The organism is Streptomyces sp. DF42 (genome assembly GCF_058267695.1).
This window is the reverse complement of record NZ_CM177859.1, coordinates 5,158,609-5,173,232: the sequence shown is the minus strand read 5'-3', so window position 1 is coordinate 5,173,232 and position 14,624 is coordinate 5,158,609. Positions and strand designations below refer to the sequence as shown.

16 protein-coding genes and 1 tRNA gene are annotated in these 14,624 nt (G+C 69.3%); 6 read left to right on the top strand and 11 right to left on the bottom strand.

Annotation, left to right across the window (positions count from 1 at the left end; genetic code table 11):
- Positions 1-41: 41 nt before the first annotated feature.
- Positions 42-115: transfer RNA gene (locus ACYUED_RS23705), tRNA-Gly, on the top strand.
- Positions 116-643: 528 nt separating this feature from the next.
- A complete protein-coding gene (locus ACYUED_RS23700) occupies positions 644-1,171 on the top strand; it encodes a DUF3761 domain-containing protein (RefSeq protein WP_491284764.1) in 528 nt (175 codons plus the stop codon).
- 58 nt (positions 1,172-1,229) lie between these two features.
- Here the strand turns inward: ACYUED_RS23700 and ACYUED_RS23695 are convergent, their stop codons facing one another.
- From ACYUED_RS23695 to ACYUED_RS23675, 5 genes are all read right to left on the bottom strand, one after another.
- Positions 1,230-1,709, bottom strand: coding sequence for an ASCH domain-containing protein (locus ACYUED_RS23695; protein WP_491284762.1), 480 nt, complete (start codon positions 1,707-1,709; stop codon positions 1,230-1,232).
- Positions 1,706-3,772: a GNAT family N-acetyltransferase gene (locus tag ACYUED_RS23690; protein ID WP_491284760.1), complete on the bottom strand. Its 2,067-nt coding sequence runs from the start codon at positions 3,770-3,772 to the stop codon at positions 1,706-1,708. Before ACYUED_RS23690 ends, ACYUED_RS23695 begins: the two co-directional genes overlap by 4 nt.
- A 194-nt stretch (positions 3,773-3,966) precedes the next feature.
- On the bottom strand, positions 3,967-5,118 hold the full coding sequence (locus tag ACYUED_RS23685) for a tyrosine-type recombinase/integrase (RefSeq protein ID WP_491284758.1): 1,152 nt from the start codon (positions 5,116-5,118) through the stop codon (positions 3,967-3,969).
- On the bottom strand, positions 5,118-5,330 hold the full coding sequence (locus ACYUED_RS23680; protein ID WP_249836078.1) for a helix-turn-helix domain-containing protein: 213 nt from the start codon (positions 5,328-5,330) through the stop codon (positions 5,118-5,120). The genes ACYUED_RS23685 and ACYUED_RS23680 overlap by 1 nt, the downstream gene beginning before the upstream one ends.
- Before the next feature lie 134 nt (positions 5,331-5,464).
- Positions 5,465-5,722 (bottom strand): helix-turn-helix domain-containing protein, encoded by a 258-nt coding sequence (locus tag ACYUED_RS23675; protein ID WP_491284756.1) that lies wholly within the window; start codon positions 5,720-5,722, stop codon positions 5,465-5,467.
- A 483-nt stretch (positions 5,723-6,205) separates the two neighbouring features.
- On the opposite strand from ACYUED_RS23675, the gene ACYUED_RS23670 reads away from it, so the two are divergent.
- The 4 genes from ACYUED_RS23670 to ACYUED_RS23655 all read left to right on the top strand — a co-directional run bounded on the left by ACYUED_RS23670 (position 6,206) and on the right by ACYUED_RS23655 (position 10,765).
- Positions 6,206-7,048 carry a helix-turn-helix domain-containing protein gene (locus ACYUED_RS23670; RefSeq protein WP_491284754.1) on the top strand — a complete coding sequence of 281 codons (843 nt, stop codon included), beginning with the start codon at positions 6,206-6,208 and terminating at the stop codon, positions 7,046-7,048.
- A gap of 13 nt (positions 7,049-7,061) precedes the next feature.
- On the top strand, positions 7,062-7,751 hold the full coding sequence (locus tag ACYUED_RS23665; protein WP_491294397.1) for a zinc finger domain-containing protein: 690 nt from the start codon (positions 7,062-7,064) through the stop codon (positions 7,749-7,751).
- 807 nt (positions 7,752-8,558) lie between these two features.
- Entirely contained in the window at positions 8,559-9,095 is a 537-nt protein-coding gene (locus tag ACYUED_RS23660) for a plasmid mobilization protein (RefSeq protein WP_372500145.1), read from the top strand.
- Complete coding sequence (locus tag ACYUED_RS23655) at positions 9,092-10,765, top strand: relaxase/mobilization nuclease domain-containing protein (RefSeq protein ID WP_491284751.1); 1,674 nt, start codon at positions 9,092-9,094, stop codon at positions 10,763-10,765. The genes ACYUED_RS23660 and ACYUED_RS23655 overlap by 4 nt, the downstream gene beginning before the upstream one ends.
- On the opposite strand, the gene ACYUED_RS23650 is transcribed toward ACYUED_RS23655, so the two are convergent.
- The 6 genes from ACYUED_RS23650 to ACYUED_RS23625 all read right to left on the bottom strand — a co-directional run bounded on the left by ACYUED_RS23650 (position 10,766) and on the right by ACYUED_RS23625 (position 14,464).
- A complete protein-coding gene (locus tag ACYUED_RS23650; RefSeq protein ID WP_491284749.1) occupies positions 10,766-11,092 on the bottom strand; it encodes a DUF6087 family protein in 327 nt (108 codons plus the stop codon).
- A 31-nt stretch (positions 11,093-11,123) separates the two neighbouring features.
- Complete coding sequence (tgmC, locus tag ACYUED_RS23645) at positions 11,124-12,311, bottom strand: ATP-grasp peptide maturase system methyltransferase (RefSeq protein WP_491284747.1); 1,188 nt, start codon at positions 12,309-12,311, stop codon at positions 11,124-11,126.
- The gene (gene tgmB, locus ACYUED_RS23640) at positions 12,301-13,266 is read right to left on the bottom strand and encodes an ATP-grasp ribosomal peptide maturase (protein WP_491284745.1); all 966 of its coding nucleotides are present in this window, start codon (positions 13,264-13,266) and stop codon (positions 12,301-12,303) included. The genes tgmC and tgmB overlap by 11 nt, the downstream gene beginning before the upstream one ends.
- Before the next feature lie 5 nt (positions 13,267-13,271).
- Entirely contained in the window at positions 13,272-13,574 is a 303-nt protein-coding gene (gene tgmA / locus ACYUED_RS23635; RefSeq protein ID WP_491284743.1) for a putative ATP-grasp-modified RiPP, read from the bottom strand.
- A gap of 126 nt (positions 13,575-13,700) precedes the next feature.
- Entirely contained in the window at positions 13,701-14,057 is a 357-nt protein-coding gene (locus ACYUED_RS23630; protein ID WP_491284741.1) for a hypothetical protein, read from the bottom strand.
- Positions 14,051-14,464 (bottom strand): ATP-binding protein, encoded by a 414-nt coding sequence (locus ACYUED_RS23625; RefSeq protein ID WP_491284739.1) that lies wholly within the window; start codon positions 14,462-14,464, stop codon positions 14,051-14,053. The genes ACYUED_RS23630 and ACYUED_RS23625 overlap by 7 nt, the downstream gene beginning before the upstream one ends.
- Positions 14,465-14,624 lie beyond the last annotated feature (160 nt).

The window sequence follows — 14,624 nt, the reverse complement described above, 5'->3', positions numbered from 1 at the left end:
AGCCGAGCGGTTGGACACCGGCACGGTCGGCGTCTGAACAGGCGGGTGTAGTTTAGTGGTAGAACATCAGCTTCCCAAGCTGAGAGCGCGAGTTCGATTCTCGTCACCCGCTCCATGATGAAACCCCAGGTCAGCGACCTGGGGTGCGTTTGTTGTCTAGACCAATTTGGGGGTGGCGTGCCCTCCGCGTGCCCTAAGTGCAGGCCAAACGGCCACCCAGAGGGCCCTGGAGGGCCAGCTCGACCCCAGTAGCGCCGGAATGTCTCGAATAGTAAGACGCGTTTTGCGTGATCCCGGTCACAGGTTGAGCAAATGGCGGACAAGTCACTATCGCAAAGGGCGACTTGCAGAATGGCGCCGGGCCACGACTGTGCAAGCCTTGCTTCGACCATTCGGCCTCGGCCATGCGGGCCAGTGGTCAACAATGCGCGGCATGCCCCCCAGGTACAGCCGCTCTCGAAGACGCCGACCATCGCCGCGGTGCGGGCGCCCCACGCAGAAGGGGACGCCGTGCAAGCTCCCCCAAGAGATCGGCCGGGGCTGCCGCCATCACGCGACACGGGGCGAGCGCGAAGCGGCAAAGGCGGAGGCAGAAGCCCAAGCCGAGAGGGCAAGACTACGAGCCGAGCGAGAACGGCAGAGGATGCGCGTCGGCCTCGGCGTCGTCACCCTCGCCCTGTTGGTCGGCCTGGGCTCCTGCGCCTGGGACTCCTGGACTGACGACCAGCACGAGGCCACATGCAAGCCGCTCCGAACCGAGGCACGCAGGTTGAGCGACAGAGCGCAGGCAGTACGGGTTCCTCTCGTGCCGGCCATCGACCCGAGCGTTGTCCACCTGCAACTCGGCCCCGATTTCCCTGACAGCCTCGGAGACATCGACGCCACGTCGGCCACAGAGTCGGACATCGCGGCGGCGTACAGCGAAAAGCGCGACCTCGCCGGGCAGGCCGCGCAAGTCGTACTCGATCACCGGGAGTGCTTCAGCGATCTCTACATAGACCAAGCCTCCCGTATACGGCAGGCGCCTTCAGAAGTCAGCCGCGTGGTGATGCCCGCGCCCGCGCACTGCCTGGACGGATGGCCCTCAACGTCCATCGGACAGCAGGGAGCGTGCTCCCATCACGGCGGCGTCGTTCCTGGGAGCCAGTGGGCGACGTTGCTCTTCGCCTGACCCAGGTGAGTCGACCGATCGGCGCGGATGACCACGCCGTATCGTTCACCTGCTCTCCCTACGCGGGCACCAGGCCACCCAGCGCCTGTCGAAGGGCAGTGCCCACAACAGGGCCGGCTTCGGCCACCTGCCGGAGATCGTCGCTCTTCATGTAGCGGTAGCTCTGCGGAGGATGGAAGGCGCCCGTGGCGCGCAGCGCACTGAGCGGCACGGGTTCGTCGAAAGACACGGGCTCTTCCAGCGTGAGACCGCTGGCCTGGGCAGCGCCGCTCATGTAGGCGTCGTACTCGCGTCGGGTGATCCCTGTCTGGGCGCGATGCGCCGACCAGACCTCCCTGGGGGAAGCCACGTGGACTGAGGCGATGCGCGCCATGCCCACCAGGGCCATGGTGGGCGCGGTCGCGTAGAGGAGGACTGGCGTTCCGGGAGGCGCGGCGACGCGTTGGCGGCGGACCTCCACCGTCTTGCTGCCGGCCAGGATCGCGGTGGCGAAGCGCGGGTGGACGGACAGCAGCATCGCGCGTTCCGGATCGCTCACGTCGTTCGGTGCCCCTCTTTGTAGATCGCCTGGAACAGCTCGTTGCTGATCTTCGACAGCGAGATCAGCGAGTTCGACGACCACGGTAGTCCCAGGTCCCTGGCCAGCGAGGTCAATCGCCGCAGCGTCACCGGCTTGGGGAAGATCTCGGTGTCCGAGAACCTCAGCGCCATGGCACGGCCGGAGGCATCAGCGGCTTCTTGAACCTCAGCCCGACCATATACACCCAGGTGTTCGAATTTCGAGAAGAGGGTGTCCGGTGTGTCGATGAGCACCTCGTCGAGTCGCGAACTGCCCACCACCATTTGGCCTTCGACTGCGGACTTGCCCTCGCTGACGTACCAGAGCAGGCGCGCGGGGACACTCTCCCCGCGACGACCGGAGGAGCGGTAGTAGACGTGCTCCCGGCTGATGCCCAGGACGTCACTCCGCGGGACAAGCATGGCGGGGACATTGAACAGCTCGGTCGACCAGCGGGGCTTGATAGGCAGCAGGAAGGACGGCAGCTCGGAGTCGATGACCTTCGCCGGCCACCATGCTCGCTCCACTACTGCGGCCACCTCGGCCGGCATTCCAGCCCGGAGCGTGGTCGTCTCCACGGTCAGCTCGCGGGCGAGCCCACCGGCCACGGCCTCTACCTCGGCGGCCGTCCCGCATACGTTCACCAGGAGGGAGACGAGTCTGCCGTCGTGCTCGAAGTACCCGTCGTCCCCTGCCGCGGCCTTGGCGGCCTCGGAGGGGTGGGGATCGCTGATGCGGATGATCTCTGCGCCGTAGTCGCGCCCGAGGCGCTTGAGAAGGAAGAGGAGTTGCCGGGCCAGTGTCTCTTCCAGTGGGTGGTCGGCCGTGCGGAGGACGGGGACGATCAGGGTGCGTCCGTCCAGGGCCCATGCATAAAGGGCGACGGGGCGGCCCTCGCCGTCACGCAGCAGCTCGCGGTGCCATGCGACCGTTCCCTCGTTCAGGGAGCGCAGCCGCTCGGCAAAGGCCGAGCCGTCGTCGTGACCCGACTGGTGGAAGAACGCGACCAGTTCGTCCTCCGCGCCCGGCGCCACCTCACTGGACCTGAACTCTGTGCCCATCAGATCGGCGGGACGGTACATTTGGGCCTGTCGCAGCTCGTCCACGTGCAGAGTGACCGTGGCCGGTGACACGACGCGGACGCGGGCAACCTCCCACGCTACGTCGGCCAAGCGTGCGAGCAACGGGTCTCGCGTCGCCAGGACTTGCAATCCGGCGCACGACGTCTCGGCTATGTACTGCAAACAGCGCCGTAGCTCTGCGTCGACGGCAAGGTCCGGCAGCGCCTGCGTGGCAGCCTGGAGCAGCTCAGCGCTTCGCTCCTCCACAGCGGCCGGGATGGGGGACAGCTTGCGCAGGCCGGTGAGGGCCGCCCGCTGGTGCTGACGCTCGGCCGTGTCCACGAGGTCCCGGATCTCGTGGACCAGCTGAGGCGTGTAGGCGAGCTCAACCAGATCCGTCATCCAGCCTGCTTCCAGCGCGCGGGACTGCTCAGCCTCGTCCGTGTCGGCGAGTCCGCGCAGATCGGTGAATACACCGTGGTCGACCGTCACCACCAGCAGCGCGTCGCTCTCCACTTCGGCGAACAGGTCCGGATGCCCGAGGTCCAGCCACCATCCGTCGAGGATTTCGCCGTCCCGACCGCGCCCTCGGACTTCGCCGTGCGGCACAAAGCCCAGGCTTCGCCACATTGCGCTGAGGTCGTAGTCCCGCCGGCACTTGGCCTTGATGCCGAGCCGCTGTGGGTACCGCCCCTTGATCTCGTCAACCAGCATGCGCGCTATACCCCTGCCGCGCTGCTCTTCCGCCACGCACAGGTGGGCAAGGCGTATGTGCGCGCTCCTCTTCGGCAGCCCGAACAGTGCGTACCCGATCACCTCATCCGCTTCCACGGCTACCAGCAGGCCACCGTCCTCCGCGTGTTTGCGGTAAGCAGGCGGCGTCAGCAGTCCCAGGGTCTTGGTGTAGCGATCGCCGAGCGCCACCGCCTTGTCGATCAGCTCCGTCTGCGTAGGCGAGACGAACACCAACTTGATTGCCATTGCTCCCCCTCCACTTGGTCGTCCTTGGCCGACCGCAGCTCCGCTGACAGCACATACGGGGAAAGCTGATCTCAATCACGGCCGTCCCTCAAGGGGGCACGAGGGGCGCACGGTTCTGTAGAGGCCGTTACTGGGCGAGGCAGGCGGCCGGGCTCGGCCAGAAAGGATCCGGCCGGGCCGCGGTCCAGACGTCGTCATGCCTCCTGGGAGCGCCGTCGGCCAGCAGCTGACTCGCCGAGCTGCTGCCGCACTTCGGCGTCAATTCCCTGGGCGAGCTTGCGCTGGTGCTTCGCCGTCGAGTGCTGATAGATCAGCTGGGCCCGCTCCGAGGACTGGCCGGCGCGGACCATCAGATCCTTCAGCTTGGCACCCGTGTCGGCGGCGAGGGTGTTGCCGGTGTGGCGGAGGTCGTAGAAGCGGAAGTTGTCCGGCATACCGACCTTGGTGCGCGCCTTGCGCCACTTGCGGCCGAAGGTCGAGCGGCGGAAGGGGGCGCCCTTCTCGCCGACGAAGATCAGGCCGTCCCGGTCCTTCTCGGCGAACCACCGGAGGTGGCGGCGGAGCTCGGGGAGCAGGAAGTCGGGCAGGTACACGCTGCGTTTGCCCGCGCGGGACTTGGGGTCGCCTGTGACTCGTCGTCCGTTCGTCAGCTCCGGAGACGCCTGCGTGATGCGCAGGGAGCATTCGTCGAGATCGACACTGTGACGGCGCAGTTCGGCCAGCTCCTCCGGGCGGAGGGAGGCGAAGGCGCCGAGCAGGACCATCAGGCGCCAGCGTGGGCCCATGGCGTCGGCGAGGTCGAAGACCTGCGCGATGGTGGCGGTGGGGCGCTCGTCGGCCTCCTCCTTGCCGGCGCCCTTGATGCGGCACGGGTTGGTTCGGAGGAGGTCGTCGTCGACTGCCGTCTGCAGGATGCCCTTCAGTAGGCGGTACGACTTGGCGACCGTGGTGGGGCCGGTCGCCTTCAGGCGCTCGGCTCGCCACGTGCGGACAGAGGGCGGGGTGATCTCGTCCAGGTCCTTGCCGCCGAAGGTCGGCAGGATGTGCCCGCGCAGCAGACCCCCGTACCGGTCGACCGTGGTCGCGGCCAGGCCACGCTCCTCCATCCAACGCAGGGCGTACTTCTCGAAGTTGAGCGCGCCTGCATCCGGGTTGTGCCAGGTGTTGCGCTCGATGTCGGCGCGGACGAGGTTGAGCCAGTCCTGGGCGTCGGACCTGGTCTCGAACGTCTCCGGTGCGGTGTACCGCTGGCCGTCGGGGCCGATGTAGCGGGCCTGCCACCGGCCCGAGGGGAGCTTGCGGACCGTGCCGAACTCGCGCCGCCGCTGCGGCTTGCGTCCCGCCATCAGGCCGCCTTCCCGTAGCGGGCACGGCTGCGGCGGACCGGCTCGACGGTGCGCGCTTCGACGTACTCGGCCACCGCGCTCTCGGGGATGCGCACCGGGCGGCCCAGCTTGACGTAGCGAATACGGCGCTCGGCGATGAGGCGGCGGACGAAGCGCTCGCCGGTGCCGAGCAGCTCGCCGGCTTCGGCCACGGTCAGGAGGCGGTCAGCCATTCACATTCACCTCCTTCGCGGTGCACTGAGAGCGGGGGTAGGCAGGGGGTATTGCAGGTCGGCGCAAGGGCGATGCGTCCTTTACTCGGGGAAGCGGTTCGGGGCGGCAGCAGTCCGGGCCAGTGGAGGCGGGCCTACGCGGCTTGAACCCCGTGGAGAAGTGCCAGGGGCGAGACCCGGAGGGCCTGAGCGAGGGCGACGAGGTCGTCGATGTCGCAGCGGCGTTGGGCGCGTTCGATGCGGGACAGCATCGTGTTGGTCATCGGACGGCCGAAAGCGGTGACGCGGGCGGCGAGCTCGCGCTGGGCGAGGCCGCGTTCGGTGCGGAGGATTTCGATGGTGCGGGCGGTCCGTATTCCGGCCGGACCGATTTCCAGGGATCGTGCTGCCATAGCTCCATTTGTAGCTCCGGATCGCCGGTTTGGTTAACCGGCGATCGTCGGCTATGTTGCGCCCGGCTCAGCGGCCGGAACGTACCTGCGGGCTGGGTTTCGAGTATCCGGTTGGCGGTGCCTTCGTCAGCCCGGATATGTGCTCTGACGTGGGGTGTTGTGTTGTAGCTTGCGCTCGCAGCGGGAGTCAACGGGTTCTCGATGTGATGCTTCTGGCTTCATCTGACGGGGCATTATTTCGGCAACCGCTGATTCGGGTTTATAGTTTTGGTCCCTTGCTCGCCGTAAGTGTTCGCCGTCAGCTGTCTGATTTCCCGGCGGAATGCTGGACTTGTGCGGCATGGGTGTGGCTGTCTTGGCCATACGACGCCACCAGCCCTCCCCCGCGCCTTCGGAGCGGGGCTGTGTGCCGCCCCTCTCCCTGTGCACCGCCCGCCGAGGGCTGCCAGCACCTCCCCGCCCTCACCTAGGAGCCGCCACCCCATGAGCCACGACGCCCGCGAATGGGTGTGGAACCACAGCCACAGCAAAGGCACCGCCCGCCTGGTCCTCGCTCTGATCGCCGACCGGTGCATCGACCGGCGCTGCATCGCGTACGCGTCCGTGCCCACCCTCATGAAGCGCGCGAACGCCTCCCGCACCGCGGTGCGTGACGCACTGGCCAAGCTGATCGCCGGCGGGGAACTGGTCCCGCTCCCCGGACGCAAGGGGCCACGGGGAGAGACGTACTACCACCTGCCGGACGCTGCCCGGTTCCTCGCCGAACAGGCTGCCGAGGGGGATCAGGATCTGCCCCTCCCGGGGCGTCAGAATCCGACCCCTGGGGGACCGGAATCCGACCCTGCCGACGCCTTCGACGGGGGGCCGGAATCTGATCCCCCGGTACGGAATGTGACCCCCAGGGGGGTCGGATTCAGACCCTCAGGGGGTGCGGATTCCGACCCCCAGAACAGAAGAGAACCGAAGGTGAACGGAAGTAACAGCAGCAGCTCTGCCCCGCTCATCCCAGCCACCGACTGGCAGATCGACGACGACGCCCGGGCCTGGCTGCAGGACCACGGCCACCTCGACCGACTCGGCGAGCATGCCCTCCACGCCGCCGACGAGAAGTGGCGCACCTACCGGGCCACCTGGGACCCCCGCACCGCCGCCGCCTGGGCTGCCGACTGGCGCGCGTGGATCGCCCGCGAGCGCACCCCCGCCCCTGGCCGCCCCAACCTCTACGCCCTGCCCGGCGGCACGCCCACCTCGACCACCGGCATGACGCGCTCCGAGGCGCACATGGCCGCCCTGCTCGCCGCCCTCGACGAACCGACCGGATCGTAAGGAGTAACCACCCCTGGAGCGCAACGAAATCGCCGCCGTCCTCGCCTACATCGGACGCCTGGACCCCCGCACCATCCGCACCGGCACGGGCGAGGCCCGTGACCAGATCGCCCAGTGGCAGGAGCTGCTCGACGACGTGCCCTTCGCCACCGACCACGGATGGGACGTCCGCGAGGCGATACGGTCCCACGTCCTCGACTCTCCGTACCCGATCCTCCCGGTGGACGTCGCCCGCAAGTGGCGTGCCCACCGACGCGACCGCCTCGACCGGCACACCGACCCCACACCGGCTGCCGACCCGGACGATCCGGCCGCCTGGCGAGCCGAGCTGCTCCGGTCCCGCAACGCTGTCGCCGCGGGTCTTGCCGCCCCCTCGACGCACGAGCAGATCACCAGCGGTGACCGGTCCCGCGACATCGAGGAGCGCCTGCGCGAGATCGGATCGTGCATCCCGCCGGCCGTCCGCGCCGAGCTGACCCGCTACCGTCCGACCCGCGCCGCGCGCGAAGCTGCCGGCACCAGCGGCGTCCCCGACGCGCTCAGCGTCCGGTGCGAGTGGTGCCACGCACCTGCGGGTGCGCCGTGCCGTCAACGGCGGACGAACCCTGACGGCACCGCCAGGGGCAACACCGTACGGGCGGCTCCCCACCCGTCGCGCATCGATCTCGCCACCGCCCGGCTAGACCGACAACGAGCTGCATGACGCAGCCCGGCCTCGCTCCTCGCGGCAGCTGCGCCGTCCTACGACCGAGCGGTCCCGGACGAGCCGTACGCGATCGACGTGGAGATCCTGACGACCGCGTCCCGGGGACCGAGCCCGCGAAGATCGGGGACCGAACCTCGGTCCCCGACGGTCCCGAGATCACGATCACCTCATGGCGGGGACGGTGGCGCACGGGGATCGCATCGCGGGGACCATGACGACGACGCACCGGGGACCGAGAGGGGACCAGTCCCCGAGGAAACCGCAGCTCAGAGGTCGTTTCGTGCCCGTCCCCAGAGCGTCCCAGGGACGGTGACCGTCCCCGCACCAGCCCGTTCGAGTCCCCCTCGGGGACCGCAACCGTGCAGGGAACGGGACGGTCCCGGTGACGACCTGTCAAGGGGACCGTCCCGTTGACGATGCGTCAGGGGGACCGTCCCCGATGAGCGTCGCGATCCCCGTCCCCAAGCGTTTGGGGACCGTGCACCGCAGCGCTGTGGGGACCGGTCCCCGTTGCGCTCTCTGCAGCCATAGCCCCGAACCCGACAGCGCCGACCTCGGTTCCCCTGTCCAGATCCCCTCCCACAGCCGCCGAATTGCTCCGGCCACGGCCCTCCTCTGCCGTCGGTCGGCGCCACGGCGGCTCAGCTCCCCTTCCGAACACCCCCTGGAGAACCACTCGTGCACGACCGACACCACGAACACACCAACCGGCAGGAGACTCCCATCGCCCCAGACAACCGCGCAGCAAGGTATCCCGCTGGACCGTCCACAGGCCGGTTCCACGGGGAAGCCTCCGCCCCAGGGGTGGCGGAGGCACTCGGGCACCAGGGGGTGCCCGAGGAGGAGAAGCAACACTCTGACGCCGAGCCCGTCGCCGTTGCCGTGCCCCTGCCGCGCGCCGCCGAAGCAGCCGCTCTGCATCGAGTCGCCCAACGCCGCAAACCCGACCCAGGCGGCCGGCGCAAGAAGCGCGTCGATGCCCGTTACAGCGTTGAGGAGAGGGACGCAATCCGTGCCAAGGCCACGTCGCTGAACCTGAGCGGCGCTCACTACGTCGCCGCCGTCACCCTGGCCCACGTTGAAGGTGACCTCACTGTGCCCGGCCAACGCACTCAGCTGGACGACTACATCGATGAGCTGACCGCCCTGCGCGAGCAGGTCGCCACCATCGGCCGCAACGTCAACCAGATCGCCAAGAAGCTCAACTCCGGCGGCCATCCACACCCTGGGGACAGTGCCCTCCTCGCCCAGACCGACCGCACTCTGGACGCCGTCGGTGCTGCAGTGCGCCACATCGCGGCAGCTGCGAACCAGGCCGTCAGCCACAAGGCGGCCCGATGATCGCGAAGATCAGCGGCGGCAAGGACACCGCCGGCCTGATCCGCTACCTGTTCGACACCAAGAAGGCCAAGGACCACACCGACCCGCACCTGGTGGCCTCCTGGGACGGTTTCGCCCCCGACCCCGGCCGCGCCGACGACTTCGACGCAACGAAGAGGCTCCTGGTGGCCGACCTCGACCTGCACGTCAAGCAGGCCCGGCGGCACGGCCGCGCACCCGAGAAGCACACATGGCACTGCTCCATCCGCGCCGCCCCCGAAGACCGCATCCTCAGCGACGAGGAGTGGGCCGACATCGCCCGCCGCGTCGTCGCCGCCACCGGCATCGCACCCGCCGGCGATCCGGACGGCTGCCGCTGGGTCGCCGTCCGCCACGCCCCCGACCACATCCACATCGCCGCCACCAAGGTCCGGGCGGACCTGCGCACCGCACGCCACTGGAACGACTACCTCACCGCCGACCGCGAACTCGCCGCCATCGAGAAGGAATACGGCCTCTTCCGTGTGGTCCGCGGGGACCGCACCGCCGCCAAGCGGCCCACCCGCGCCGAGCAGGAGAAGGCCCGCCGCCAAGGCCGGCAGACAACCTCCCGCGAGCTGCTGCGCACCACCGTCCGCCAGCTGGTGTCCATCGCCGCCAGCCCGGAAGAGTTCCTCCACCTGCTCGACGGCGTCGACGGCGTCCGCGTCGACGTCCAGCACTTCCCCTCCGGGGACGTACGCGGCTACAAGGTCGCCGTCGAAGGCGACACCAACGCCGCAGGCGAGCCGGTCTGGTTCTCCGGCTCCCAACTCGCCCCCGACCTGTCCTTCCCCAAAATCCGCGAGCGCCTGACCGGCATCGAACCCCCACCAGCCACAGAGCCGGGCAGCCGACGTAGGCCAAACCCCTGGCACCAGGCCACCGCGGCGGCCGAACGCATCCCCCACCACCTCGACCAGGCCGAAGACACCGTGGCCCAGGCACACATCGCGGCCTTCGCCGAGGCCCTCGACGTCCTGCCGCTCCTCGCCCCCGACCACCTGCGAGCACAGCTCCAGCAGGCCGCCCTCGCGTTCGAACGCGCCTCCCGCTCCCGCATCCGCGCCCAGCAGGACCAGGCCCGCGCCCTGCGCGGCGCCGTACGAGCACTGCGCACCGCACCGGTCACCGGTGACGGGAGCGGACTGGCGATGTTCCTCGACATCGCCGTCCTGGTCGTCATCGCCACCACCCGCTGGCACCAGACCCGCCACCACGACCAACAAGTCGCCGCCGCCCAACAGACCCTGATCCACCTCCAAGCAGCCTACGAGCACGCAGCCGCTCAGCCACTGGCCGCCCTGGCCCGGCGCAAGCCACCCACCCACATCGTGGAACACCACGCCCAGCACATACGAACCGTCCTGCCCGACCACGCCGAGCGGATCCTCGACGACCCCGCCTGGCCGGCACTGGCCGCCGCCCTCACCCAAGCCGAGACCGCCGGCCACGACCCCCGACAGCTCCTCCAGCACGCCGCCCGCCAGCGCGCACTGGACGACGCTCGCTCCACCGCCAGGACCCTCACCTGGCGCATCCAACGCCTCGGTGAACGCCACATACCCGGCCCACGAGCCCAGGCACCCAATGCTCAGCATGCCGCGGTGCACCCCGCCGCTCCGCAGCAGCCGCAGGCGCGGCGGCGCTGATCACCCTTGCGCCCGGCCGCCATCCGACCTGGGTGCCTGGGGTTTGCGGTGTTTGCCGGTGCCGGAGCCCAGCGGCTTCGGCACCGGCCCTTGGAGTGGTGACGGCTCGTTGCTCTCCGGGTACAGGATGGCTTTGGCCTCGGCCAGGCTGGCGGCGAATCCGTACGGCTCCCACAGGTGCCCGTTCCAGCGCTCGATGGCGCGTGGCGCATCCGGATTCAGATGCGATGCCCTGGGCCCGCCGCCGGGTACAACAGGCACGGCACGAAGGCGACCGATCTTCGCGTCACGGCGTTCCGCCCAGTCCTTCAGCAGCTCGTCGTCCATCCTGGCGTTCCTCGCGTCGGTGGTGGCTGCCTCAGGAGGGTAGCGGCCATTGCGGGCCGTTCGGGTTCCCGAGCCAGACGACCTGCCGGTCGGGGGAGACAGTGACACCGAAGGCGGCGGTGTTCGGTGCGCCGTACTCCTCCCAGGTGCCCACCGCCGCCTCGACCGCATCCCACAGGCGGCGGGGGCCGCCCTGGCGGACCTGCCAACCGCCGTCCGTGGGGGTGAGAACAGCGAAGGAATCGGTGACGCTGTCCAACAGAAACGTGCTGACCGAGCCGGCGTCGACCGCCATGGAGAAGAAACGGGCGTCCGGCGCCGCGAGCTGTGCCATGAAAGCCGGGCCTGAAGTGCTGAGCGCCTCCGGCCCGTACGTGGCTTTCCGCGCAGTCCCGTCGTCGGGGCCCGGCACCCTGCCGAAGCTCCCCGGCGCGTCCTGCTGGCGGGCGATCATGAAGCTCGGGTCGTCCTCGCTGAACCAGCCGCTCGCGCTGTCCCCGGTGACGATGAGCTTGACCAGGCCGAGGGAGCGCATCCAGCCGCGCAGGGTGGTGAGGATGATGCCGCCCGGCCGGACCTGTTCCAGCCAGGCGGGCGGGATGCTGCGGAAGCCGCATGTGGCGATCAGCCGGTCGTACGGGGCTCCGGCGCGGTGGCCGACGCGGCCGTCCCCCACCACCAGGTGAGGGGTGTGACCGGAACCGGTGAGAGCTTCGCGGGCGCGGCGGGCCACGCCCTCGTCCGTCTCGATCGAGGTCACGTTCTCGCTGCCGAGCCGGTGGCACATCAGGGCGGTCGAGTAGCCGGTTCCGGTGCCGATTTCCAGCACGTTCATACCGTCCTGCACGTCGAGGTCTTCGAGCATCCGGACCACGAGGCTCGGCAACGTCGACGACGAGGTGGGGGCCGCCTTGCTGATCGGTTTCGGGTCGGCCCAGTCGATGTCGTGGCCGTCGAACTGGGTCATCCATGTCTCGTCGGTGTAGACGAGCCGGAGCCACTCCTCCTTGCCGACCGTCTCCCGTGTAACCGGCTCCCACGTGGTGACGCCGGGGGCGTCACTCTCCCGGTAAAAGCGCGGGATGAACTTGTGGCGGGGCACGGCTTCCACAGCATCCCGCCACTGCGGCGAGCGCAGCCAGCCGTCCTTCTCCAGTTGCCGAGCGAGCCGACGCCGTAGATCGACGGCGGCCGTCTCCAAGTCGGGCTCACAGGCCACGGATGCCTCCTTCCAGGAGATCGGCGAGTGCCGCAGTCATCCCCAGACCGGTCGGCGGCTCCATCCATGCCCACTGCCCGGAAGGATTGCACTCGATGAAGCTCCACTCGCCGGAGTCGGTCAGAGCGAAGTCGAACGCCCCAAAGACGAGCCCGAAGTGCTTCAGATAGGCGTGCATCGACCGCTCCACCGCGGGCGGCGCGGCAAGCGGCGTGTAGGTGTGCGTGCCGTAGTCCGTGCGCCAGTCGAGGAGACCGGAGTCGATCCGCACGGCGAAGATCTGCTCGCCGATCACCGTGACCCGGATGTCGGCGACCTTGTCCACGCGCTTCTGGAAGAGATGCATGGTGCCGGTCACGGAGTCGTCGATCTCGTCGACAGTCACCTCGGTGACGGGGACGGTCTGGGCCTTGCCGTCGACCAGGTAGAGCGGGACCGAGATCGGCTTGAAGATGGCCGGGCCGTGCTCCCTGATGAAGGCCCGTGCGTCGTCGGGAACGTTGGTGACGAGCGTGGGCGGCACCGTGAAGCCGGCCGCCACCGCTGCCGCGAGCCCGGCCGGCTTGTACTCGGCGTCGCCGATGCGGTTGGGGTGGTTGACGTAGAGGCAGCCGGGCAGGGAGGTCAGGATGCCGCCGAGCCCGTAGCGGGCCTGGGCCGCAGCGAGCCGTTCGTCCTGCTTGTCGAGGTGGGGGAAGGCGAACCCGGAGGGGCGCCGGTAGTACATGGAACGCACCGCGCCCAGGTCGGCACGTCGGCTCGGGGTCTGCACGCTTCCCCGCCAGCTGTCGCCGTCGCCGCCGATGGCGGCCGAGCACGACAGGGTGGCGGGGAAGTCACCTGAGTCGAACCGCACGACCGGGACACCCCGGTCGTGCAGCTCGGCGATCACGAAGTCCGCGGTCGGGTCGTCGAGGTTGGTGACGACCAGGACCGGACGATCGTCGTTCGTCACCGGAGTCACTGGTCGGTGTCGTTGCCCGTGTCGCTGTCCGGGGAGTCGCTGTTGCGGTCGCCCTGGCCCGTGGTGCCGGTCGCGGGGTTGGTGCCGGAGGACGTGCCGTGGCCCGGGGACATGGTGGGCGCCCTGGAAGCGTCGAAGTACCGGGCGGTCTGCGTCTCCGGGTCCAGCGTCACCGTCGCGTAGGCGGGCCCGGCAACGGGCGGATACGGGGCGATGCGGCGCAGGCCCCACGGGGCTGCGGTCAGGTGCCCCTGCGGCAGGGGGCTGCCGGTGGGGAATCGGTCCATGTGGTTGAACACAGTGTTCCTTTCTGTCGGGAATTCCTGTCCTTCGTGCGCCTTGCTCACCCGCACGGCATCGAGGAACGCGGTCCTGCTCGTGCGGGGGTCTCATGGGCGCCGGGAAGAAGAGGCGCCGGGTCTGCGTCAAAGCCGGACGGGATTCCGCAGTCCGTCCAGGACTCGCTGAAGAAGGCTGATGTCCGGTGCGCGGGCCTCGGCCGCCAGCCGACCGTCGCGGTACCAGCGGCTGAGGTGTTGCCGCCACGCGCCCTCGGCGCGCTGCGCCTCGGCGCGGATCTCGCCGAGGACCAAACCCGACTCGACGCGCAGCCGCACAAGGTCGGCTGGAGTGATCCGGACCGGCTCCGGGACAACCACCCCACCGGCCTCGTCAGACAAACAGGTGGGGTTGAAGGCCAGCTCCACGCACGCGTCCGGGCACGGGTCGCCGGCCAACTCCTCTGCGGGCAGGAGCCGTAAAGAGACGAGCGCGATCAGCATGCGGCCGTCACCCGCAGCTCTGCCCAGATGCGTTTCCCGCCGCGTACCAGCTCGCTGCCCCAGGCGTGGGCAAGAGCTTCGACAAGGAGCAACCCGCGGCCGTGCTCGTCGTCCGGTGACGGTGTGCCCGGGGTGGGTCTGGTGCGGGACGTGTCCGTCACGACGATCCGGGCGGACTCCTTGCCCACCCGGGTGATCGAGGCGCCGACCGTGGCGGCGTCAGTGTGCTCCACCGCGTTGGCCACCAACTCGGTGACGACCTGCGCGGCGACGTCCACCAGCTGAGGCAGGCCCCAGGTCTGAAGTACCAGCGTTATGTCCCGACGCGCCTGAGTGACGGACTCCAGCCTCGCCGCATACCGCTCCTGGTAGCGCTGTGGTCCCACCGTTGCAGCCGTCATGGTCATCGTCGCGTCCCTTGGAGGTGCTCGCGTTCGGGGTAGCCCAACCACCGGCCGTCGGGGCGTTGTTGCCTGAGGAGGATTGGCTCGGCAGCATCCGCAACGAAACCCACAGTGACAGCCTCCCTACTAGGCTCGTTCGGTGGTGCATACGACGGTAGAGAGC